Below are 20,374 nucleotides of genomic sequence, written 5' to 3'. Positions count from 1 at the left end.
TAATTTTATCATAATTTTTTCACATATTCAAGTTAGAAAGATAAATTTTTACTTTTTTCTTTGACTTATTTTCTTCTTATCTATTTCTTTCTTAATTTATTTTTTTTTCTTATTTCTCCATCTGTTATGCTGCCACATGTATTGTTCAGGATACTCTCTTATAATTTCTTCAAATTCATTATAAATTTTCTGCATATTAAACTGCATTGTTTCCTTCAATTTCTTTTGCTTTTCAATTTGAATAAGTTTTTTATTTACAACTCGTACAACATCGCCATCAAATATCGCATAAGCCAAAACTATCGGTATTTTATGCTTCATCGAAAGCAGCACAGGCCCTGCAACCCCTGTCGTTTCACGTCCAAAAAACATCACATTCACATCTTTCCCATAATGATCCGAAGCAAGTGCAATAATAGATTTTTCATTTATCGCCGCGCTAAGCGCTTCATTATTATGCAGGGGCAATGAATTTAACCCCCCTTCTTCACGCCATTTTGTCATCAGATCATTAATTTTTTTATTTTTCTGATTTCTAAAAACTGCATAAAATTTTCTAATATCACGCATTTTACTCCCCGCTTCAAATCCTCCCAAATGAAGCGACACAATTAAAACCGCCTTTTCATTATTTTCACAAGCCTTCTTCATTAATTCTTCATTTTCTACAACAGTATTCCCATCTTTTGTAATTTCCTCCAGAAAAATCGAAGTCATTATCATTTTTCCCATTGTCTTATATGATTTTTTTGCAATTTTCACAACTTCCTTTTCATCTTTTTCAGGAAAAGCATTTTTTATATTATTTATCGTAAGTAACCGTCTTTTTTTTATAAGATGGTATGCAAGAATTCCAAAACCTTCAAAAATTTTATATCTAATTTTAAGAGAAAAAAATGATAATACCTTTTTTAGAAAAATCACAAAAATTCCAGCTATTTTCTCGCTTACTTTATATTTCATCTATTTATCTTAACTCCTTTAAAATTTTTAAAAAAAGAGCATACATAAATACGCTCTTTTATCTTAATTACTATTTTCTGATTCCTAATTTTTCGATTAATGATCTATAATCATCAACGTTTCTATTTTTAATATAGTTTAATAATCTTCTTCTTTTACCAACCATTTTCAATAATCCTACTCTTGAGTGAACATCTTTAGGATGTGTTTTCAAGTGAGCAGTCAAATGACTGATTCTGTCTGTAAGAAGTGCAACTTGAACTTCTGCAGATCCTGTATCTTGAGCATTTTTTCCGAATGCTTCAATAATTTCTTTTTTTGGTTTTAATGCCATTTTATTTCCTCCTAATATTTATTATTTAAACCAAGAATATAGCGGCAAACTTATATTCATAGTATAAATTCAAGTGTAATTCTATCATATATTTTTATATTTGTAAAGATTTTTATTTTTTATTTTAAATTATTTTTGCAAAATCCTCTGTCACTAAAACTTCCTATTTTAAACAAAATAAACTAAAGTAAAATTATTTTCCGAAAGAAGCTGTCAATGAATCAAAATCAACTGGCAATTCAAGTTTTTCCTCAACTTTTCCGTTATTTATCTTTAAGTTAAATGGAAATCCATCAACTGCAAATCCACGAGTAACTGTACCATTTTCATCATAATAAGCCGGGAAAGTGTATTCGTTATCCTTTACATAAGTTTGTGTTTTCCCAAGATTAGTATTATTATTTGTAAATACTACAATCACATTTACCTTGTCTTTATTTGCATTATAAAATTTTTGAACTTCAGGAAGTTCTTCCCTGCAGTGCGGACACCATTCAGCCGCTACAATAAACAAAGTCTTTTTCCCATTTTTCATAATTTTACCAAGATCAGCGCTTTTTCCGTTAAGATCCTTCAATTCAAAGTTAGGAACTTTTCCTTTTCCATCCACATCAACACTAAATTCCTTAGTTCCACACGATACTACAAATAATAAAAGCATCGACATCATTAAAATTATCTTTTTCATTTTAAAGTTTTCTCCTTTTCATAAATTTTATTATTATAATAATTTAGTAATTATACATCATATCTATTAGAATTTTCCATGAAAACATTTATTTTTGTACATAAAAATTTTAGTATTACTGACAAACATTATTGTTCAGTTATATAAGCACTAAAGACATCTCCAATATCGTATCCATTTTCTTTAGCAACTTTGAAATAAAATTTTGCCTTATCTTTATTTTTTTTGGTATAATAATAAACTCCTAAATTGTAAAATGCAGTTGTATTCAGCTTTGCAGCCGCTTCCAAATTCAAAATTCTAACCATTTTATCATTTTCAGGATAATACAGGCTCAAATCTACCATCGAATAGTCATCTCCACTATTTGCAAGTCTTTCAAGTATTTTTTTAGCTTCCTTGTTTCGTTTTTCTGGCTCATTTTCATTGCTATCTGCAGGATTTTTCTCTTTTTCCTCATCTTCAAGAATATAGGCAAGTTTGTATCCAGCTGAAACCGAACCTAACATATATGCCTTGTTATAAATATTTTTAGCCTTTTTCATTTCTTTCTGAGTTTCATACAGACGTCCAAGATAATTCATTGCATCAATATCATCTTTATCTGCAGCCTTTTGATAAAACTCTTCAGCTTTTGAATAATCCTTCAGATTCTCATAAATAAATCCTTTATATCCCAAAATAAGAACTTCATCAGAATTTGTATCATCTAATATTTTCAATGCCAAATTATAGTTCTTTTGATCCTTTACAAGCCGTGAAGCCAGTTCAAATGCCGCTAAATAATATTTATTCTGTGCAAATATCTGATTATAAATTTGTACAGCTTCTTCTTCCTTGTCATCATTTTCCAGTAATTTTGCTTTTGCATAAAGTGCAGGAGAATAATTTTCAGACAGAAAATCCTTTAAAATATCGTAAGCCTTTTCTGGATTTGAAACTTTTTCCAAAACCAAAGTTCCAAGCTCCTTTTTTTCCTCCATTGTAATTGTTCCATCATTTAATTTCTGATTAAGCTCTTCTATCCGTTTATAAAATTTCATTAATTTTTTATTATATTCATAAGAATAAAGTGAATAAATTTCTCCGGCATCTCTGCCCTTCTTCAAGTATTCCTGCGCCTTTGTAAATTGCAGCTTGTTTTCATATATATTTCCAATCACGTAATATGCCTTTACATTCCCCTGCTTTGCTGAACTTTCCAAAAGATCTAGAATTTGAAGCTCATCTCCATTGGTTTGCTGTAACAAAAGAGCCTGATAGTATTCGGCAAGTCCTTTACTTTTTTTCATATATTTATTAAAAAACATGCTCCCATTTTCAGCAAGATAGGTATAGGCAAGTCCATAGACATCTTCATTTCCGGCCTTTGCCGATTCATTGATATTTTTCATTATATATTCATAGTCTTTCTTTTCCAAAATGCCAATAAGCCCTCTTTCAAGCGCGTCATAACCAGCATTATTCTTTGAGCAAGATACTAAAAATAATAACACAAATAATATATATATACATTTTTTCATATTTTTATCACATTTCCTATTCGTTAAAAAATTACCCCCGCTTTTTTTCTCTTTTACTCAACACATATATTCGATAACCTAAGTTTTTTTATCTATATAAGGAATCAAGACCCTTTGGCTTCAGAACATTCATTTTATTAAATTCTAGTTTATACAGTTATCGAAACAGTCTAATAAAAAGGTAACAAATTACCTCATTAAATATAAATTTATAATAAACTCTGCCTAAAATAAATCATAATTTAAAATTATTTATTTTACAGTTGTTCCAACCTTTACTTCATCATCTATAATTACCAGTTTAGTTTTTTTCTTTTCTGTCGTTGTCAAAAGCATTCCTTGCGAAAGTTCCCCTTTTAATTCAACTGGTTTTAAATTTAGCACAGCCTGCACTTTTTTACCAGCTAATTCCTGCTCATTTGGATACCATTTTGCAATTCCTGAAATAATCTGCCTTTTTTCTTTTCCTGTATTTACAATGAATTTTAACAATTTATCAGCATTTTCAACTTTTTGCACTTTTTCAATTTGAACAACTTTTATTTCAATTTTATTAAAGTCATCTATCGTAATTGGATTTTCAATTTTTAAATCCTCATTGTATTCTTTTTCAGGCTCTTCTTCCAGCTCAATTCTAGGAAATAACGGAACTGCTTTGCCTAATTTATTTCCAACAGGATAACTTTTCCATTCTCTTACATCATCCAGAAGCAATTTAGTAACATCCTTGTCCATTCCTAGCTGATCTATCATTTTTTGTCCAGTTTCAGGCATAAACGGCGAAATTACTACAGCAATCTTATAAAGTGAATCCACTAAATTATACATAACTGTCGACAATCTGTCCTTTTGATTTTCATCTTTTGAAAGTTTCCAAGGTTCACATTCATCAATATATTTGTTCATTCTTGAAATAAATTTCCAAATATCCTTTAATCCTTCAGAAAATTGATAATTATTTATATGCTTATCCAAGTCCGCCAATGTATTTTCCCAAAATTCCTTAATTTCAGCATCAAAACTTTCTTCAGTTTCATTTAATACAACTTCTGAATTAAAATATTTCTTTTGCATTCCAATTGTTCTATTAAGCAAATTTCCCAAATCATTTGCAAGGTCTGCATTTATTCTCTGAATCATCGCCTTTTTAGAATAATCTGCATCCTGTCCAAAAGTCGCCTCCCTCATCAAATAATATCTAAAGGCGTCAAGTCCATATTTTTCCACTTCTTCTTCAGGATTAACGACATTTCCAAGCGACTTAGACATCTTTTCACCTTCAACAGTCCACCATCCATGCGCTGCAACCGTATCAGGCAATTTTATTCCAGCTGACATAAGTATAGCAGGCCAAATAATAGCATGAAATCTCAAAATATCCTTTCCAACAACGTGATTTACCGTACCATTTGTCCAGACATTTGCAAATTCTTCAGGATCTTTAGCAAATCCCGCTCCAGTCAAATAATTTGTCAAGGCATCAAACCAGACATAAATTACGTGTCCTTCTTCCAGCTCCAAAGGTATTCCCCAATCAAAAGTCGTTCTTGAAATTGATAAATCCTGCAATCCTTGTTTTATAAATGCAACCACTTCATTTTTTTTACCTTCCGGCTTGATAAATTCAGGATTTTCCTCAATATATTTTAATAATGCATCTTCATATTTTGACAATCTGAAAAAGTATGAAATTTCCTTTACGTCAATAACTTCTTTTCCCATATATTTCCCATCAACTAACTGATTTTCAGGAACAAATGTTTCTTCTGAAACACAATATTTACCCCAGTATTCACCTTTATAAATATCGCCATTTTCATTAACTCTTTTCACAATTTCCCTAACGCTGTTAATATGTCTTTCTTGAGTGGTTCTCATAAAATCAGTGTTTGAAATATTTAATTTTTCCCATAAAGTCGTAAAATTCAATGACATTTTGTCAACCCATTGTTGAGGTGTATATCCGTTTTTTTCTGCTGCTTCTTGAATTTTTTGCCCGTGCTCATCCACTCCAGTCAAAAACTTAACGTCATATCCTGTTAATCTTTTATATCTCGCTACCATATCACAAATTATTGTTGTGTAAGCTGTTCCCACGTGCGGTGCCGCATTAGGATAATAAATTGGTGTTGTTATATAAAATGATTTTGACATATTTTAATTCCTCCTTATAATTTATATAAATATTTATATTTCTTTATCTTCCAAAACTTTCTTCGTTAAATTCAATCTTTTTATTTTCGTTATATTTTTTGTTATAAATCTCAAATGCCTTGTATCCAGCTTCATGTATTCTCTTTTTTACCAATTCTATTGATTCCTCCATAGAACTTTCCCGAGTCAAGTAAAACGGCTCTGCAACATAATGAACACACCTTGAAAATGGCATTGGTATTTCAAGTTTATCCCACATATTCTTAAAAATCCACTTCTTACTGCAATAGGAACTGACTGGCACAATTGGCATTCCTGTCTTTTTCGCTATAAAGATTGCACCAGACTTCGGCTCAAAAACAGGTCCTCCCGGGCCATCTATTGCAATACCAAGAGTATATTTATTTTTAGCATATTTCATAGCCTCTTTTAAACTTTTTATATTATCTTTGTTTGAAGATCCTCGAATTAGCTTATTTCCTTCCCTTTTAAGCAATTCTGCCAATATCTCCCCATCCTTTGAGGCACTTACGATGGAAGCCTTTTTTTTAATAATTCGTGTAGCATTACAAACTGTAAAAATTTTTCTATGCCAAAAAACAATGATATTTGGATCATTCATTTCCACTCCATCTGCGAAAAAATATTCTTTTCTTGTCATAAAACTAAGCATTCTGTATACAAAATGAAGGAATGCTCCTAAAAATTTGTATTTATTCATTTTTTCTCCTATTTATTTCATCATTTTTTAGATTTACATCTGAAAATATTTTACTACTTCTAATATTTTATTTTTTATGATTTCATTCGTTTCATTTTTTCTATAATCTTCATCAAGTCTTGTACAAAGCATAGTTGCATATCCAAATAAAAAATACCATAATTTATCTACGACATCTCTAGCTTCTTCCATTTCCAATGAAGGAAAACTTTCATGCAAGTTTTCTTTTGTCAAAAGTTCATTAAGCGTCATTTCATAAAGTTTTTCAAATCTTTCAGTAGTATCAAGGAAAATTGTTCTAAACAATTCCTTTTCCTCTCTAGCGAAAATTACAAATCCAATAGCTCCACTTAAAATTTTTCTTTCTGAATAATTCCCATAAAGATATTTTTTTAATTTTTCCTTGCATACATTTATAATTTCTTCCTTTAATTCATCTACTGTCCTAAAATTAAAATAAATCGGCGCCGTGGAACATTTTAAATAATTTGCAATTTTTCTGACACTCACATTTTGAAAGCCTTCCTTTTTCATCAATTCGTATCCAGCCTCAACCACTATTTCCTTTGTAAATTTAAGCCTAGGCATTGTCTTCTCCTCTTTAGATATTTATTTTATTTTTTCATAAATGCAAAATTTCCAGCCATCATAATTTTCTTCTGTCAAAGTCACCCATTTTCCCCAATCTATTTCTGGAAAATAAGCATCCGCCTCACTATCGGAAAAATCAATATGGCTCATATAAATTCTTTTTATAATCCCAAGTTCAAGCGACTTTTTATAAATCTCGCCTCCCCCAATAATAAAAACTTCCTCTGGCAAATCTTTATATTTTTCAGCAACCTTCTGAAAATCATCAAAAAATTCCAGCTTTGTAGTTTCGTTTTCATATTTTTTTCTGTCTTTATTTATTTTTTTTTCTGTTTCTAAAAAATTTCTCGATAAAACAATATTCACACGATTAGGCAAAGGCCTACCTATGCTCTCATAGGTATTTCTCCCCATAATAACCGTTTTCCCAGTAGTTATCCTTTTAAAATTCTTCAAATCTTCAGAAATATGCCACAAAAGCTGATTATTTTTCCCAATTTCATTATTTTTCCCAACAGCAACTATTAAACTGAACATCATAGCTCCTTTTTTTATTTTTATATTTTCTTAAATTATTAAACCGCAACTTCAAATTTAATAGCTGGATAGCTTTCATAATCTTCCAGCGTAATATCTTCAAATGTCAATTCATTAAATGGCTTATCCGCAATCTTGATTTTGGCAAGTTTTAGCGGTTTTCTTGTCAGCTGCTCCTTCAATCCTTCGATATGATTTTCATAAATATGAGCATCTATTATTGTATGAGCAAATTCTCCAGCTTCATAGCCACACTCTTTTGCAATCATCATTGTAAGCAACGAATAGCAAGCCAGATTAAATGGTATCCCAAGTGCAATATCTCCACTTCTCTGAGTCAAATGGCAATTCAATTTATTTCCTAAAACATTGAATGCAAAAGTATAATGACACGGCGGTAATTTACTAATTGTCGCATTTCCTGGATTCCAGGCCAAAACTATCATTCTTCTCCCATTTTTATGATTAGGATTTGTTTTTAACTCCTTCAAAGTATCAATAATATACTGAATTTGATCGAATACTAACTGTCCATTTTCTTCTCTTGTTGTCCAGGGATTATTTTCATCTGCAAAAACTTCCCCATCCAAAGCAATTTCTGGAACAGGATATCTTCTCCAGAATCTTCCATAAGCCGTTTCCAGCCTACCTTCCTCATCCGCCCAGGCATCCCATATCTTTGTCTTTTTACGTAAATTCTTAATATGCTCTTCCCCAGACAAATACCAGAACAGTTCATGCAGCATCGAATTAAAATACATCTTTTTAGTTGTCAGAAGCGGATATCCTTCACTCAAGTCAACCTTATACGAATAGGCAAAAGTTGAAATCGTATCAACTCCTGTTCTATTTTCCTTTTTTACTCCATTGTCAAGCACATGCTTGACCATATCCAAATATTGTTTCATTTTCCCTCCACTTTTCCCAAAAACTTTTAATTTTTAAATATAAATACTCCTGCTACGCTATTTAACTTTACTAATATTCAAAATTATTTTGTCTTAAAGCCTCAAACAGCACAATTGCCACCGCATTTGACAAATTCAGCGATCTTCCAAGCGGCAGCATTGGAATCGTAATATTATTTTCCTTATATTTATTCAATATTTCTTCAGGAATTCCACGAGATTCAGGCCCAAACATTATATAGTCATCATGATTAAATTTTACATCTGTATATCTTTGATCCGTTTTTGTCGTTGCAAAATAAATTTTTGCATTTTCGTTATTTTCAATATTTTCCTTCCAAAAGTGTTCCAAGTTTTCCCATACAAAAAGCTGTACGTTTTTCCAGTAATCTAGCCCTGCACGTCTTATTTTCTTGTCATCCAGTTCAAAACCTAGAGGTTTTATTAAATGCAGCCTTGTATTTGTTAAAACACAGGTTCTTCCGATATTTCCTGTGTTTACATGTATTTCTGGATTTAATAGAACTATGTTCATTTTTATCTACCATTCTTTCTATCTAAATTTTTAATATACAATCTTATTTTATTAATTTTTTGTAATCTTCCAGTTTTATTCGATTGGAAGTAATTTTACTCAATTTTTTTGTAATATTATCTCCCCTGTCAAAACCGCCAAATCCTATTTTAGAATTTATGTGAGTAATTGCGATGGCAAGGGCATCTGCAGCATCATCAGGCTTTGGAATCTCATCTAACTTTAGTATTAACTTTACCATTTCCTGAATTTGCTTTTTATCAGCTCTTCCATAACTTGCAATTCCCATTTTTACTTGAAGCGGAGTGTAACTGTATAGATTTAGCTTATTTTTTTGCCCTGCTAAAGTTATTACTCCACGAGCCTGTCCTACTTTTATTACTGTTTTTTGATTCTTAAAGAAAAATAAGTCTTCAATAGCCATATCTGCTGGCTTCCATAACTTTATAATGTTTTCCAGCCCATCATAAATTTTTTCCAGCCTGATTGGCATATCTTCATCCTTATCTGTAAAAATACAGCCATAGTCAAGCGGATTATACTTGCCATTTTCATAATCTACAATAGCATATCCCACTATCGCTGTTCCAGGATCTATCCCTAAAATTCTCATATTTTCTTTTATTTTTCCTCTACTTCCTTATTTTTTTATTATATCACACCTAAAGACTGTATGCAAGGTATCCGTATATGCTATCCAAAATATTTTTCTATATAATTTTGAATATAGTCAATATAACTTTCCAAGTCAATATCCTCATAATTTTCAAATTCGCTTACGCTTGTTTCAACATTCCTCACTTTATACAAGTTGTCGTTAATATCTCCAAAACCATATTTTTCATAATATTTTTCATCTTTACGGATAACAGCCTTATATAATCCTGTTCTTGAAAAATATAGCCGATATTTCCTAAATTTATCCAGCACTTCACTGCTTTCAAATTTCATTTTTCCATTTTCATCACAGGCATAAATATCTTCATAAACAGAAGCATACATAAAAAATATGTCAGGATTTTCTGAAAAAACTTCTCTTACCGCCGTTCCTATTTCCTTTTTTTCCCAAAAATATAATTTTAAAATTTCTGAAATCCATCTATGATTTCTTGGCATAATTAGCTTGCTGTAATGATATTCATTAATTCCTCTGACTTTGTCACCTATTTTATATAAAATTGAACATTTATTTTTCAAAAATTTATCAATATCTTCTATTGAGAAAATATCCTGATACTGATGATTTATTTTATTTCTTATTTTACTTAAAAGTTCATCGGTTACATTTGTTATAAAAATATCATTTTCTGATGCCCCAACCATTTCAATGCCTTCCCTTGCAAAGACTCTTTTTATTCTTTTCACAATACTTATTCTGTATCTGTTTAAAACATCCTTTACAAATGATGACTTTAAAAGCAGATCCCTTGGTATTTTGTTTACTATGCTTCTATCTTTTTCAAGAAAAATTTTGTTTTCAAGAAGCCATTTATACAGATGATCTTTTTTTATTGACAATTTATACACTTTTTTCTGAAGATAATTATCATAATCATCCATTTTTATTCTTTTTGAATAATTTATTTTAGCCTGGCTGGTGTTATCAGAATTTTGTTTAAGAAGCATAGTCACAAGTTTGTCATTACTATAATTTAAGTATTTTATCTTTCCCTTAAGTTTCATATTGTTGCTGTAATTGCCATTTGTAAGTATATTTAACAGATTTTCCTTTTCATCCCAGTTACTTTCTTCTGAAATTATAAAATTATACATTTTTTCAGTTGCTAAAACATCCTGAAGGCAGTAGTCAATTACCTTGTCAACAGTTTTATCATATATATTTTTTTTAATTACATAATTAAAGTTGGCAAAATCCTGCTCTTCAATATTATCTCCACAATTAAACTCAAACCCTTTTACCCCAAGATTCAAGTTATATTCATAAGCCAGATCATACGAATTAAATTCGTGATTCTCGCTTTTATATCCATTTTTTGGCATATTTCTTATTATTTTTATTTCGCTGTTTAATTTATTCCTATTTACATTTGAATTTCTGTATTTTAAAAGATCATTAATCACAATGTCATCAAAACTGTGCCCCGCATAAGAAATTAGCACATTTTTTGAAATGACTCCATACAGAAGTTTCTTTTGGCGGTTAAAATTATCCGAATCAATAATTAATATTTTATCATCATTCAACTTTTTTAACACAATACAAAAGTAATTTGGAAAAACTTCGATATCAAATACATATTTATTTGACTTCTTCATATATTATTATCACCACTTTTCAATTCTGAAAGTTACAAAAAGTATTTATCTCTCTTTAAATAAATTCTATCTCCCTTAATATTTACAATTTTCACAATTCCACGAAATTCCCGTTCATTTGTGTCTCTATTTCTCACATAAATCTTAAATTTCTGATTTTCCTTGATTTTTTTTCTCATATTAACTTCTTTACTTATATTTTCAAATTTTTTAAATGTGTCGATAACTGTCATTCCATTTTTCAATTTTCCATATTTCTCATTGGAAACATTTATCCCAAAATAGTCAAGCACATATTCTATTTCTACAAAACACACTATTTCCCGAATCTTTTCAGCCCTGATCACAGCATCACTTTTTGTAGCCCAAAACGATTCATTTTCCCTTTTAGCCTCCACTAATTCCTTCAATTTATCAATTTCAGCTTCAGCCTTTTCCAAATCAATCGCATCTTCAATTTCAAATCTTCCAATTTTAGTTCTCACAAGCCTTGTCATCGTAGCAAAAACTCCCAATTTTTCCCCAATATCGTAAACTAGAGAACGGATATAAGTTCCACTGCTGACTTTTGCATAAAATGAAATTTTGATATTTTCATTGACTTTTGAATTTTTATCTGGCCTAGAGATTTTGATTTTCCTAATTTCTGAAATTTCCACATTTCTTTCAGCTCTTTCAACTTCTACACCTTTTCTAGCCAAATCATAAAGTTTTTTTCCATCTACCTTTATTGCAGAATACATTGGCGGAATCTGCTTTATTTTTCCTTTAAAACTATTTACAGCTTTTATTATTTGGGCATTGCTTATATTTATTTCAGCCTCATATCTTTCAATAACCGTCCCTTCCAGATCATAAGTATCAGTTTTGTATCCAAGTTCCATTTCAACATAATATTCCTTTTCCTTTTTCATCAGGTCATCAGAAAATTTTGTAGCATCATTAACCATAACAATCATAAGCCCTTCAGCCATTGGATCCAGCGTCCCTGCATGCCCGACTTTTTTAGCCTTTATTTTTCTCTTCAGCTCATTAATTGCCGCAAACGAGCTTATCCCTTTACTTTTATTCAATAGAATAAGTCCATCTTTCGTGAAATTTTTTTCCATTCGTCTTCCTTCCCACAATTATTATAATTTTTTTACATTATTGGTGAAATTAACTTGAATACAGAATTTCTCAGCCGTTTTCTAAAAGTCACCTTCTTCAATCTTGCCTCATCAAATCTTTCACACACTTCCAAATCTTTCAAAAACTGTGTCTTTAAATCTTTACTAATTTCTACACTATAAAATACCGAATTTACTTCATAATTTATTTCAAAACTTCTCATATCAAAGTTACACGTTCCCATCGTAGATATTTTTTCATCCACTATTATATTTTTACTGTGCAAAAATCCTGCCTTATATCTAAAAATCTCAATTCCAGCCTCTATCAATTCTGCAAAATAAGTTTCTGCAATCCAATATGGCATCTTTTTATCAGGTACTCCTGTAATCATTATTTTTATTTTTACTCCCGAAAGGGCTACCATTTTCAGCTGGGAAACCAAATCTGTATCAGGCACAAAATAAGGGCTTTGAATCAAAACTTCATTTTTTGCAGTTGCAATCATTTTAGAATACAAATATTTTAAAGTCGTCCACTCTGTGTCAGGCCCGCTTGAAGAAACCTGCATTAAATATTCCAGCTTTTCCTGTTTGTCAATCGGCTTCTGCTCTTCCAATTCGTGAACCGCTTCCCCCTTTACATCTTCACCAAAACTGTATTTACCTCCACTATTTAGCCAATCTGTTACAAAAATCGCAAGATACTGCCCTATTATTTCCCCAGTAATTCTAATATTCGTATCCCTCCAGCTTTCAAATCGCTTTCCGCCGTCTATATATTCCTGACCCACATTCATTCCGCCAGTATGAACTATTTTATTGTCAATTAAGGCTATTTTACGATGATTTCTATAATTCATCTTGGAAATAAAAAATTTTACATCCAAAAACCATCTTATTTCAATTCCGGCATTTCTAAGCTCCCTTTTATACTTTTTCGGTAATTTCCATGTCCCTACCCCATCAAAAAGCAGTTTTATCTTGACACCTTCCTTTGCCTTTTTTATAAGTGCATTTTTTATTCTTTCTCCTAATTCATCAGCCTTCCATATAAAATATTCCATATAAATCGTATTTTTCGCATTTCCAATATCCTCCAAAATAGAGTCAAAAGCCTCTTTACCGCCGTAAAACAACTTATAGGAATCATTATTAGTCAAAAAGGTCCCTTCAGCCCTGTAAAGCATTTTCACAATTTCCCTTTGCTGAGCAGGAAGTCCAATATTTGTTATCATCGTATCAATTTGACCTTGAATTTTTTTCTTTATTTCAGATTCAGACATTTTATCAGCATTTCCATCTATATTTTTTAGCCGATTATAATAAAAAAAGTCCCGTGACCTGAAAATATCCGATACATCCCGCTGCATAAAGTTAAAAAGTCTTGAAAACAGTTTTTTTTCTTCACCCTTCATTCTCTTTGAAATTATCTTATTCTTTCTCCAGTTAATTCCAAATAGGAGATACAATATTGCCCCACCAAGCGGAAATGTAAAAATTGTAAAAATCCAAGAGAGCATCGCATTTGGTGATCTATCAGACAGCAGTATTGATACAGCTAAAATAATAATTATCAAATAATGTATTCTCTCAAACGGAATTACCCAAGTTGAAATGATTATAGCCAATTCGTGCATTATAATTTCCTCTCTTAATTATTGAATTTATTTTTCTACTTATACCCTATAATTTTATCACTTTTAACAAAGATTTTCAATCATTCTATTTCAATGAATAAAAAAATTTAATACTAAATAATGTTAAACTTTATTTAAAAATGGAAATTATATTATCCGATAACTAAAAATCTTGATCTCTTGCAAAGAAATTCATAACCAGCCTGCTGTTTTAATGGAAAATAGTATAATATTGAATTTTATAAAAAAGCAAAATAAAAAAGTACAACCAGCAAATTCAATGATTTCACTCACTAAATCCGCCAGCTGCACTTTCTAAAACTCAGTTAAAATTAAAATTCCTTTATTCTACTTTTTATTTTAAGAGTTATCTTTTTGTACAAGATTTTTCAATACCATTAGGTCCTCTATAAATGGCATCTTTTCCACCTTTAAAAAATTCAATATTTCCATTTTTAGAAACATATCTTGCTCCACTAGCTGACACTGCTACATTTAAATTATAAACTTTTCCAGCTTTAGTTGTTACTCTTGCAGTTTTTGTTGTTGGATAAGCAACTGTTATTTTTTCAGAACCGCAAGTGTATGATTCTGAAGCAACTTTTCTAACAGTTGTTTTTTTAGCAACTCGAGCTTTTTTTGTTTTTGCTGCTGCAGCAAAGCTCATTCCACCAATTAATGTCATTACAGATAATACAAACATAGATTTTTTCAATATTGTCATCTTTACCATCTCTTTTCTTCAAAATTTTGTAAATTTATTTAAATTTACTGTAATAGAATATACCACTTTAAACTGTTAAAATCCTTATAAATTTCCATTAATTTATAATAGAATTATGGTAAAATTACATTATTTTAATAATTTTCAGGAAATAAAATTCTTTCCACACCTTCAATTATAATATGCAAAATTATCATATGAACTTCCTGAATCCTATCTGACGTTTCTCCAGGAATTATAAATTCATAATCACATTCTCCCTTTAATTTCCCACCATCTTTTCCAAGCAATGCCACGGTTTTAAGATTTTTTTTCTTTGCCATTTTTACAGCCTCAATCACATTTTTAGAATTTCCCGAAGTCGATATTCCAAAGAAAAAATCTCCTTCCTGCCCAAATGCCTCTACACCTTTTGCAAAGATAAAATCAAATCCATAGTCATTCCCAACACAAGTAATATGTGAAGAATCACTTATACTTATTGATGGCAGCGCTCTTCTGTCCTTTCTAAATCTTCCTGTAAATTCCTCTGCAAAATGCATCGCATCACAGTTGCTTCCACCATTTCCAGCAATTAGTGACTTTTTCCCATTTTTATAAGCCAATGCCAATTCCTGTGAAATTTTTTCTGTTTTTTCAATATTTTCCTCATTTTCTACAAATGCCTTTATAGTTTCAAAGGCAGTCAAATACGAATTTCTAATATCTTCCTTTAACATAATTTTCCTCCAAATCAAAAAAAATATTTATTTAATAAAAATTATTATTTATTTTTTACTGAAAATAAAGCAGGTGTAATTTTATAACTTTTTACAAATTTTACAAATTTTGAAATTCCCGGCTTTTCTCCATTTTCACGAATATAGGCAATTTGAAATTTATCTTCTGATTTTTCAAAATTATGAATAACTTTCAATGCGCCCTTTTCGATTTCCTCATAAACGCTGTAATATGGCAAAACAGCAAAACCAAGCCCACTTTTTATAAAATTTTTCATAGTTTCAATACTTCCGTTTATGACAATACGGTTTTCCAAATTAAATCCAATTATTTTTTCAAATAAGTCAAGATATTTACTTGTCAAAAGCGTATCCCGCTTTAACAGCTGCATTCCCTTCAATTCCCTGTAATCTGATATTTCTCTTCCAGCCACAACAACAAATGGGTATTCCTCCGTTTCAATCACTTTTATTTCCTTATCCTCAATAAAATATTCCTCCATCAGGGCAATATCAACTGTTCCTTCCTTTAAATGCCTCACAAGTGATTCCCGATTCTTAATATACAAATCAAATTCAATTTCGGGGTTATTTTTCTTAAATTCCACCATGATCCTCGGCAATACAGGCTCACCAATATTATGAGTCGCCCCTATGCAAATCTTCCCCTTGCCATAATGCGAGATTTTCTCCATTTCCTTTTCTACCCGTAAAATCTTATCAAAAACATCCTTTGACATTCGATAAAGTTCTTTTCCTGCAAAAGTTAGCCTAAAATTTTTAGAATTTCTTTCAATAAGCTGGATTCCCAATTTTGTTTCCAGTTTTTTTATTTGTATTGACACCGCAGATTGACTTATAAATAAATTTTTTGCAGCTTTAGTAAAACTTTTTTCCTTGCATGCCTCAAAGAAAATTTTTAAATGATGTACATCCACACTTATTTCTCTCCAATCGTATATTTTTATATTATTCCCAATACTTAAAATCAAACTTGCTAAAATCACATAATTTCATCAGTTATAATTTTTAAGTTAGTTTTAAAATTATTTTATCATATTATAACATTTTTATATTGTATATGTAAATAGTGAACATTTTTACTTATAAAGTTTAGAACTCCCGTTATTTTTTCAATAAATAAAATAAAAAAATTCTGTAAAATAATTGACTAACAGAAAAATATATGATTAAATCTATATATATTTTTACAACTTGGAGGATAACTATGAAAAAACCTATTATTGGAATTTCAAGTAACATACTTGGACTGGAAAAAGGGCTATTTGCCGGATATAAACGAACTTATGTCGATGTTTCCTATATAAATGCCGTGATAAACGCTGGCGGAGCGCCACATATTTTGCCCATGAATGAACATGAAGACATTATTGAGGAATTTGTAAAAAGTGTGGATGGAATAATTTTAACTGGGGGAAATGATGTTTTTCCGCTTCTTTATGGGGAAGAACCAAAAGAAAAACTAGGAGAAATATTTCCTGAACGTGATAAATTTGACTCACTTCTTATCCGTTATGCAATTACCTATAAAAAGCCAATCTTCGGAATTTGCCGTGGAATGCAGATAATTAATGTCGAATGTGGCGGATCGCTTTATCAGGATCTTTCCTATGATGAAAATGTTAAAATAAAGCATTTCCAGAAGGCTAGGGCTCATACTCCAACCCATTCTATTTCCGTAGCGACAAACTGCTTTTTAAGCGACATTTATCCTGAAGGGATTGGATTTATAAATAGTTACCATCATCAAACGATAAATCAGCTGGCACCTGGATTTTCTGTAATAGCAAAAAGTACAGATGATGTAATCGAGGCAATTGAAAATATTTCAAATGAAACTTTTATCATTGGAGTTCAATGGCATCCAGAAATGATGGCTATTAATGATGAACTGGCACAAAAACTATTTAAAAAATTTGTAAATGAAGTAAGTTTAAGAAAGAAAGATTAATTATTTAAATTCAAAAGGAAATAAAAAAGGAGCTGTTGAATGAGAAGAATAAAATTTATCTTATTGTCGATTCTTATTATAAGTACAATATTTTCATGCAAATCCCTTCCGAGTGGACTTGGAGTCAAAACACCAGTTTATAATGCTGATAATGTTGACTTCTATTATGACTTGACATATAAGAAAGACGGAGAAACCCATTATGAAAGGCAAATTTGGGATCAGGCGTATGACATTTTGGATAAGGCGCAGGATTTTTTCCTGATGGATATTTTCGTATTTCACGATTATGTTGGAAAAGGAGTTAAGGAAAAGCTGGATCCATTGCCGATTGCTGAAGAGTTTGCACAGAAAATTCTGGAAAAGAGAAAAAAAGATCCAAATGTGAAGATTTACTTGATTTTGGATGAAGGGAACACATTTTACGGAGCTTATGACAATGAAATGTATAAGAGATTGGAAGCGGCTGGAGTTAAGATAGGAATTGTTGATTTGGCGAAATTGCCTGATCCAATTCCAGTTTATTCAGCAATTTGGAGACTTCTTATTCAACCTTTTGGAAATCCGAAAAATGTTGGAAAGACTAAAAATCCACTTCATGAAGGAACTGATCCTGTCACAGTTAGAAGCATTTTAAGAGCTTTAAATGGAAAAGCGGATCACAGAAAACTCATAATGAACGAAAAAACCGCAATGCTAACGACTGGAAATCCACACGCAGAAGGTTCAAGACATTCAAATGTCGCATTCAAATTTTCATCACCAATATTAAAAGACCTTTACAATGCAGAGATTCCAGTTGCGAAAATCACCAAAAAAGATGGAAGTTTAAATAGAACTTTACCGTATCAAAAATTTGATATTGAACCTTCAAAAAATAATCAGATAAAACTGCAATATTTTACTGAAGGTCAAACTGGCGAGGATATGACAAGAGAATTGAAAAATGCTCAACCTGGCGATGAAGTGTTTATTGCACAATTTTTTCTATCAGACAGACAAATATTAACGGACATTAAAAAAGCGGCGAAAAGAGGAGTGAAATTTAGACTGATATTAAATAATTCGACAGCTGCTTTTCCAAATAAGGCGGCTTCTGGGGAACTTATGAAATTAGCTAGAAAATACGGATATGACATTGATGTGAAATTTTATAATAAAGGTGCAGAGATGTATCATGTGAAAATGATGACGATTTACAAAAAGAACTATATGATAACATATGGCGGATCGACAAATTTTACACGAAGAAATATGAGAGATTATAATTTGGAAAACGAATTAAAAATAATTTCTACTTATGATCAAAAGATTTCAAAACAAGTTACAGATTATTATGACAGACTTTGGACAAATAGAGATGGAGATTTTACGCTTTCTTACGATACAGAAAAGAATGAGAAACGGTCTAATGATTTGATTCTTAGATTCCTAGAAGTAAATGGAATTGGAGCATTTTAACTAAAAAACTGCACTTTCTATCTTGTTTATATTCAAGATTTTGAGTGCAGCTTATTTTTTTCATATTATTATTTATTTTTTCTCAAATGTTCATGAATAGCCTTAGCAGCATTTCTACCTTCACTAATAGCCCAAACTACTAATGATTGCCCTCGTCTTACATCTCCTGCAGCGAAATATTTTTCTTGAGAAGTATGGTGGTCGATTACATTTGCACTAACATTTCCTCTTCCATCAATTTGAACTTTTGAATTTTCAATTAATCCTTCAAAGTAAGGATGCAAGAATCCGATTGCTAAAAATACAAAATCAACTTTTATAATTTCTTCAGAACCTTCGATTTCTTTAAATCCTAATCTACCATTTTCATCTTTAAAACTTTCAACTTTAGCAATTTTTACACCTGTTAATTTACCATTTTCATCTTTAATAAATTCTTTTGTAGTAATATTCCATTCTCTTGGGTCTTCACCATAAATGCTAGTTGCTTCCTTGTGAGAAGTAGAAGTTTTTAAAATAAATGGATATTGCGGCCAAGGATTCTTTTTTGTTCTTATTTCAGATGGTCTGTCCATAATTTCAATTTGCTTAACACTCGCAGCACCTTGTCTTACAGAAGTCCCAACACAGTCAGAACCAGTATCTCCTCCACCAATTACAAGCACATGTTTACCTTTTACATTGATTTCTTCGTCATATAAAGGAACATTGCTAACTTTTCTATTTTGTTGAGTTAAGAATTCCATAGCCAAATGAACACCTTTAGCTTCTCTTCCTTTTATTTTTAAATCTCTACCTTGTTTAGAACCACAAGCCATAACAATAATATCATATTTGCTTTCTAATTCTTCAGTAGAAATATCTTTTCCAGCTTCAACATTGTAAATAAATTTAACACCTTCATCTTCCATTAATTTAACTCTTCTATCGATGATTTTTTTATCCAATTTGAAATCAGGAATTCCTAAAGCAAGAAGTCCACCTGGTTTTTCATCTCTTTCATAAACTGTTACATTATAACCGTATCTATTTAAAGTTTGAGCAGCAGCAAGTCCAGATGGTCCACTTCCAATTACTGCAATTTTTTTATCAAATCTTTTTTTAGGAGTTTTTGGTTTTACCCATCCATTTTCCCAACCTTTTTCAATAAGAGCAAGTTCAATATTTTTAGTAGTTACAGGTTTATCATTTTTTCCTAAAGTACAGCTTCCTTCACAAAGTGCTGGACAAATTCGCCCAGTAAATTCAGGAAATGGATTTGTTGACAAAAGCAAGTCCAAAGCCTTTTTCCATTCACCGTTGTAAACTAAATCTTGCCATTCAGGACAGTGGTTGTCGACAGGACAGGCCCAGTGGCAAAAAGGTACTCCGCAGTCCATACATCTAGCCGCTTGTGTTTTTATATATTCATCGTTTAAAGGGACATCAATTTCATTAAAATCTTTAATTCTGTCAGAAATTTCCCTAATTTTTTTTTCTTCTCTTTCAATTTCTAAAAATCCACCTAGTTTTCCCATT

The 20,374-nt window shown here is 30.8% G+C and carries 20 protein-coding genes; 2 read left to right on the top strand and 18 right to left on the bottom strand.

From position 1 onward, the window contains the following. Positions 1–96: 96 nt before the first annotated feature. The 17 genes from HW276_RS03785 to HW276_RS03705 all read right to left on the bottom strand — a co-directional run bounded on the left by HW276_RS03785 (position 97) and on the right by HW276_RS03705 (position 16,361). Entirely contained in the window at positions 97–963 is an 867-nt protein-coding gene (locus HW276_RS03785; RefSeq protein WP_178937468.1) for a lysophospholipid acyltransferase family protein, read from the bottom strand. Positions 964–1,033: 70 nt separating this feature from the next. Then, complete coding sequence (gene rpsO, locus HW276_RS03780; protein WP_010129505.1) at positions 1,034–1,297, bottom strand: 30S ribosomal protein S15; 264 nt, start codon at positions 1,295–1,297, stop codon at positions 1,034–1,036. A 193-nt stretch (positions 1,298–1,490) separates the two neighbouring features. Next, positions 1,491–1,985, bottom strand: coding sequence for a TlpA disulfide reductase family protein (locus tag HW276_RS03775; protein WP_147003240.1), 495 nt, complete (start codon positions 1,983–1,985; stop codon positions 1,491–1,493). A gap of 128 nt (positions 1,986–2,113) precedes the next feature. Then, positions 2,114–3,508: an SLEI family protein gene (locus HW276_RS03770; RefSeq protein ID WP_178937467.1), complete on the bottom strand. Its 1,395-nt coding sequence runs from the start codon at positions 3,506–3,508 to the stop codon at positions 2,114–2,116. A gap of 252 nt (positions 3,509–3,760) precedes the next feature. Beyond that, positions 3,761–5,662, bottom strand: coding sequence for a methionine--tRNA ligase (metG, locus tag HW276_RS03765; RefSeq protein WP_178937466.1), 1,902 nt, complete (start codon positions 5,660–5,662; stop codon positions 3,761–3,763). A gap of 43 nt (positions 5,663–5,705) precedes the next feature. Next, positions 5,706–6,383, bottom strand: a complete 678-nt coding sequence (locus HW276_RS03760; protein WP_147003237.1) for a lysophospholipid acyltransferase family protein — start codon at positions 6,381–6,383, stop codon at positions 5,706–5,708. Between the two features lie 33 nt (positions 6,384–6,416). Then, positions 6,417–6,971, bottom strand: a complete 555-nt coding sequence (locus HW276_RS03755) for a TetR/AcrR family transcriptional regulator (protein ID WP_178937465.1) — start codon at positions 6,969–6,971, stop codon at positions 6,417–6,419. A gap of 21 nt (positions 6,972–6,992) precedes the next feature. Next, a complete protein-coding gene (locus HW276_RS03750) occupies positions 6,993–7,511 on the bottom strand; it encodes a dihydrofolate reductase (RefSeq protein WP_178937464.1) in 519 nt (172 codons plus the stop codon). Positions 7,512–7,549: 38 nt separating this feature from the next. Continuing rightward, positions 7,550–8,419: a thymidylate synthase gene (gene thyA, locus HW276_RS03745; RefSeq protein WP_178937463.1), complete on the bottom strand. Its 870-nt coding sequence runs from the start codon at positions 8,417–8,419 to the stop codon at positions 7,550–7,552. A 70-nt stretch (positions 8,420–8,489) separates the two neighbouring features. After that, complete coding sequence (locus tag HW276_RS03740; RefSeq protein ID WP_147003233.1) at positions 8,490–8,954, bottom strand: tRNA (cytidine(34)-2'-O)-methyltransferase; 465 nt, start codon at positions 8,952–8,954, stop codon at positions 8,490–8,492. Between the two features lie 43 nt (positions 8,955–8,997). After that, positions 8,998–9,567, bottom strand: a complete 570-nt coding sequence (gene ruvC / locus HW276_RS03735; protein ID WP_147003232.1) for a crossover junction endodeoxyribonuclease RuvC — start codon at positions 9,565–9,567, stop codon at positions 8,998–9,000. Between the two features lie 80 nt (positions 9,568–9,647). Next, complete coding sequence (locus HW276_RS03730; protein ID WP_178937462.1) at positions 9,648–11,231, bottom strand: hypothetical protein; 1,584 nt, start codon at positions 11,229–11,231, stop codon at positions 9,648–9,650. A 32-nt stretch (positions 11,232–11,263) separates the two neighbouring features. Next, entirely contained in the window at positions 11,264–12,340 is a 1,077-nt protein-coding gene (gene truB, locus HW276_RS03725) for a tRNA pseudouridine(55) synthase TruB (protein ID WP_178937461.1), read from the bottom strand. Positions 12,341–12,372: 32 nt separating this feature from the next. After that, entirely contained in the window at positions 12,373–13,980 is a 1,608-nt protein-coding gene (gene cls / locus HW276_RS03720) for a cardiolipin synthase (RefSeq protein WP_178937460.1), read from the bottom strand. Between the two features lie 367 nt (positions 13,981–14,347). Then, a complete protein-coding gene (locus HW276_RS03715) occupies positions 14,348–14,704 on the bottom strand; it encodes an MliC family protein (RefSeq protein ID WP_178937459.1) in 357 nt (118 codons plus the stop codon). Positions 14,705–14,838: 134 nt separating this feature from the next. Then, complete coding sequence (gene gmhA, locus HW276_RS03710) at positions 14,839–15,423, bottom strand: D-sedoheptulose 7-phosphate isomerase (RefSeq protein ID WP_178937458.1); 585 nt, start codon at positions 15,421–15,423, stop codon at positions 14,839–14,841. A 44-nt stretch (positions 15,424–15,467) separates the two neighbouring features. Then, positions 15,468–16,361, bottom strand: a complete 894-nt coding sequence (locus HW276_RS03705; RefSeq protein WP_178937457.1) for a LysR family transcriptional regulator — start codon at positions 16,359–16,361, stop codon at positions 15,468–15,470. A gap of 290 nt (positions 16,362–16,651) precedes the next feature. Between HW276_RS03705 and HW276_RS03700 the strand changes: the two genes are divergently transcribed. Both HW276_RS03700 and HW276_RS03695 read left to right on the top strand, forming a co-directional pair. Further along, entirely contained in the window at positions 16,652–17,395 is a 744-nt protein-coding gene (locus HW276_RS03700) for a gamma-glutamyl-gamma-aminobutyrate hydrolase family protein (protein ID WP_178937456.1), read from the top strand. Between the two features lie 39 nt (positions 17,396–17,434). Then, positions 17,435–18,856: a phospholipase D-like domain-containing protein gene (locus HW276_RS03695; protein WP_178937455.1), complete on the top strand. Its 1,422-nt coding sequence runs from the start codon at positions 17,435–17,437 to the stop codon at positions 18,854–18,856. A gap of 68 nt (positions 18,857–18,924) precedes the next feature. Here HW276_RS03695 and HW276_RS03690 read toward each other — a convergent pair whose 3' ends face one another. Next, a complete protein-coding gene (locus HW276_RS03690; protein WP_178937454.1) occupies positions 18,925–20,373 on the bottom strand; it encodes a glutamate synthase subunit beta in 1,449 nt (482 codons plus the stop codon). Between the last annotated feature and the right edge of the window lies 1 nt (position 20,374).

The organism is Leptotrichia sp. oral taxon 417 (genome assembly GCF_013394865.1).
Classification (GTDB): Bacteria; Fusobacteriota; Fusobacteriia; order Fusobacteriales; family Leptotrichiaceae; genus Leptotrichia; species Leptotrichia wadei_A.
This window is presented reverse-complemented; position numbering and strand designations above follow the sequence as displayed.

Excerpts from the sequence above, each read along its gene's own strand:
- HW276_RS03750 (WP_178937464.1), bottom strand. The coding sequence starts at position 7,511 with ATGTTCAGTTTAATAGTTGCTGTTGGGAAAAATAATGAAATTGGGAAA.
- rpsO (WP_010129505.1), bottom strand. The coding sequence starts at position 1,297 with ATGGCATTAAAACCAAAAAAAGAAATTATTGAAGCATTCGGAAAAAAT.
- HW276_RS03785 (WP_178937468.1), bottom strand. The coding sequence starts at position 963 with ATGAAATATAAAGTAAGCGAGAAAATAGCTGGAATTTTTGTGATTTTT.
- HW276_RS03740 (WP_147003233.1), bottom strand. The coding sequence starts at position 8,954 with ATGAACATAGTTCTATTAAATCCAGAAATACATGTAAACACAGGAAAT.
- metG (WP_178937466.1), bottom strand. The coding sequence starts at position 5,662 with ATGTCAAAATCATTTTATATAACAACACCAATTTATTATCCTAATGCG.
- HW276_RS03695 (WP_178937455.1), top strand. The coding sequence starts at position 17,435 with ATGAGAAGAATAAAATTTATCTTATTGTCGATTCTTATTATAAGTACA.
- gmhA (WP_178937458.1), bottom strand. The coding sequence starts at position 15,423 with ATGTTAAAGGAAGATATTAGAAATTCGTATTTGACTGCCTTTGAAACT.
- truB (WP_178937461.1), bottom strand. The coding sequence starts at position 12,340 with ATGGAAAAAAATTTCACGAAAGATGGACTTATTCTATTGAATAAAAGT.
- HW276_RS03775 (WP_147003240.1), bottom strand. The coding sequence starts at position 1,985 with ATGAAAAAGATAATTTTAATGATGTCGATGCTTTTATTATTTGTAGTA.
- HW276_RS03730 (WP_178937462.1), bottom strand. The coding sequence starts at position 11,231 with ATGAAGAAGTCAAATAAATATGTATTTGATATCGAAGTTTTTCCAAAT.
- HW276_RS03760 (WP_147003237.1), bottom strand. The coding sequence starts at position 6,383 with ATGAATAAATACAAATTTTTAGGAGCATTCCTTCATTTTGTATACAGA.
- HW276_RS03690 (WP_178937454.1), bottom strand. The coding sequence starts at position 20,373 with ATGGGAAAACTAGGTGGATTTTTAGAAATTGAAAGAGAAGAAAAAAAA.
- HW276_RS03715 (WP_178937459.1), bottom strand. The coding sequence starts at position 14,704 with ATGACAATATTGAAAAAATCTATGTTTGTATTATCTGTAATGACATTA.
- ruvC (WP_147003232.1), bottom strand. The coding sequence starts at position 9,567 with ATGAGAATTTTAGGGATAGATCCTGGAACAGCGATAGTGGGATATGCT.
- thyA (WP_178937463.1), bottom strand. The coding sequence starts at position 8,419 with ATGAAACAATATTTGGATATGGTCAAGCATGTGCTTGACAATGGAGTA.
- HW276_RS03700 (WP_178937456.1), top strand. The coding sequence starts at position 16,652 with ATGAAAAAACCTATTATTGGAATTTCAAGTAACATACTTGGACTGGAA.
- cls (WP_178937460.1), bottom strand. The coding sequence starts at position 13,980 with ATGCACGAATTGGCTATAATCATTTCAACTTGGGTAATTCCGTTTGAG.
- HW276_RS03770 (WP_178937467.1), bottom strand. The coding sequence starts at position 3,508 with ATGAAAAAATGTATATATATATTATTTGTGTTATTATTTTTAGTATCT.
- HW276_RS03755 (WP_178937465.1), bottom strand. The coding sequence starts at position 6,971 with ATGCCTAGGCTTAAATTTACAAAGGAAATAGTGGTTGAGGCTGGATAC.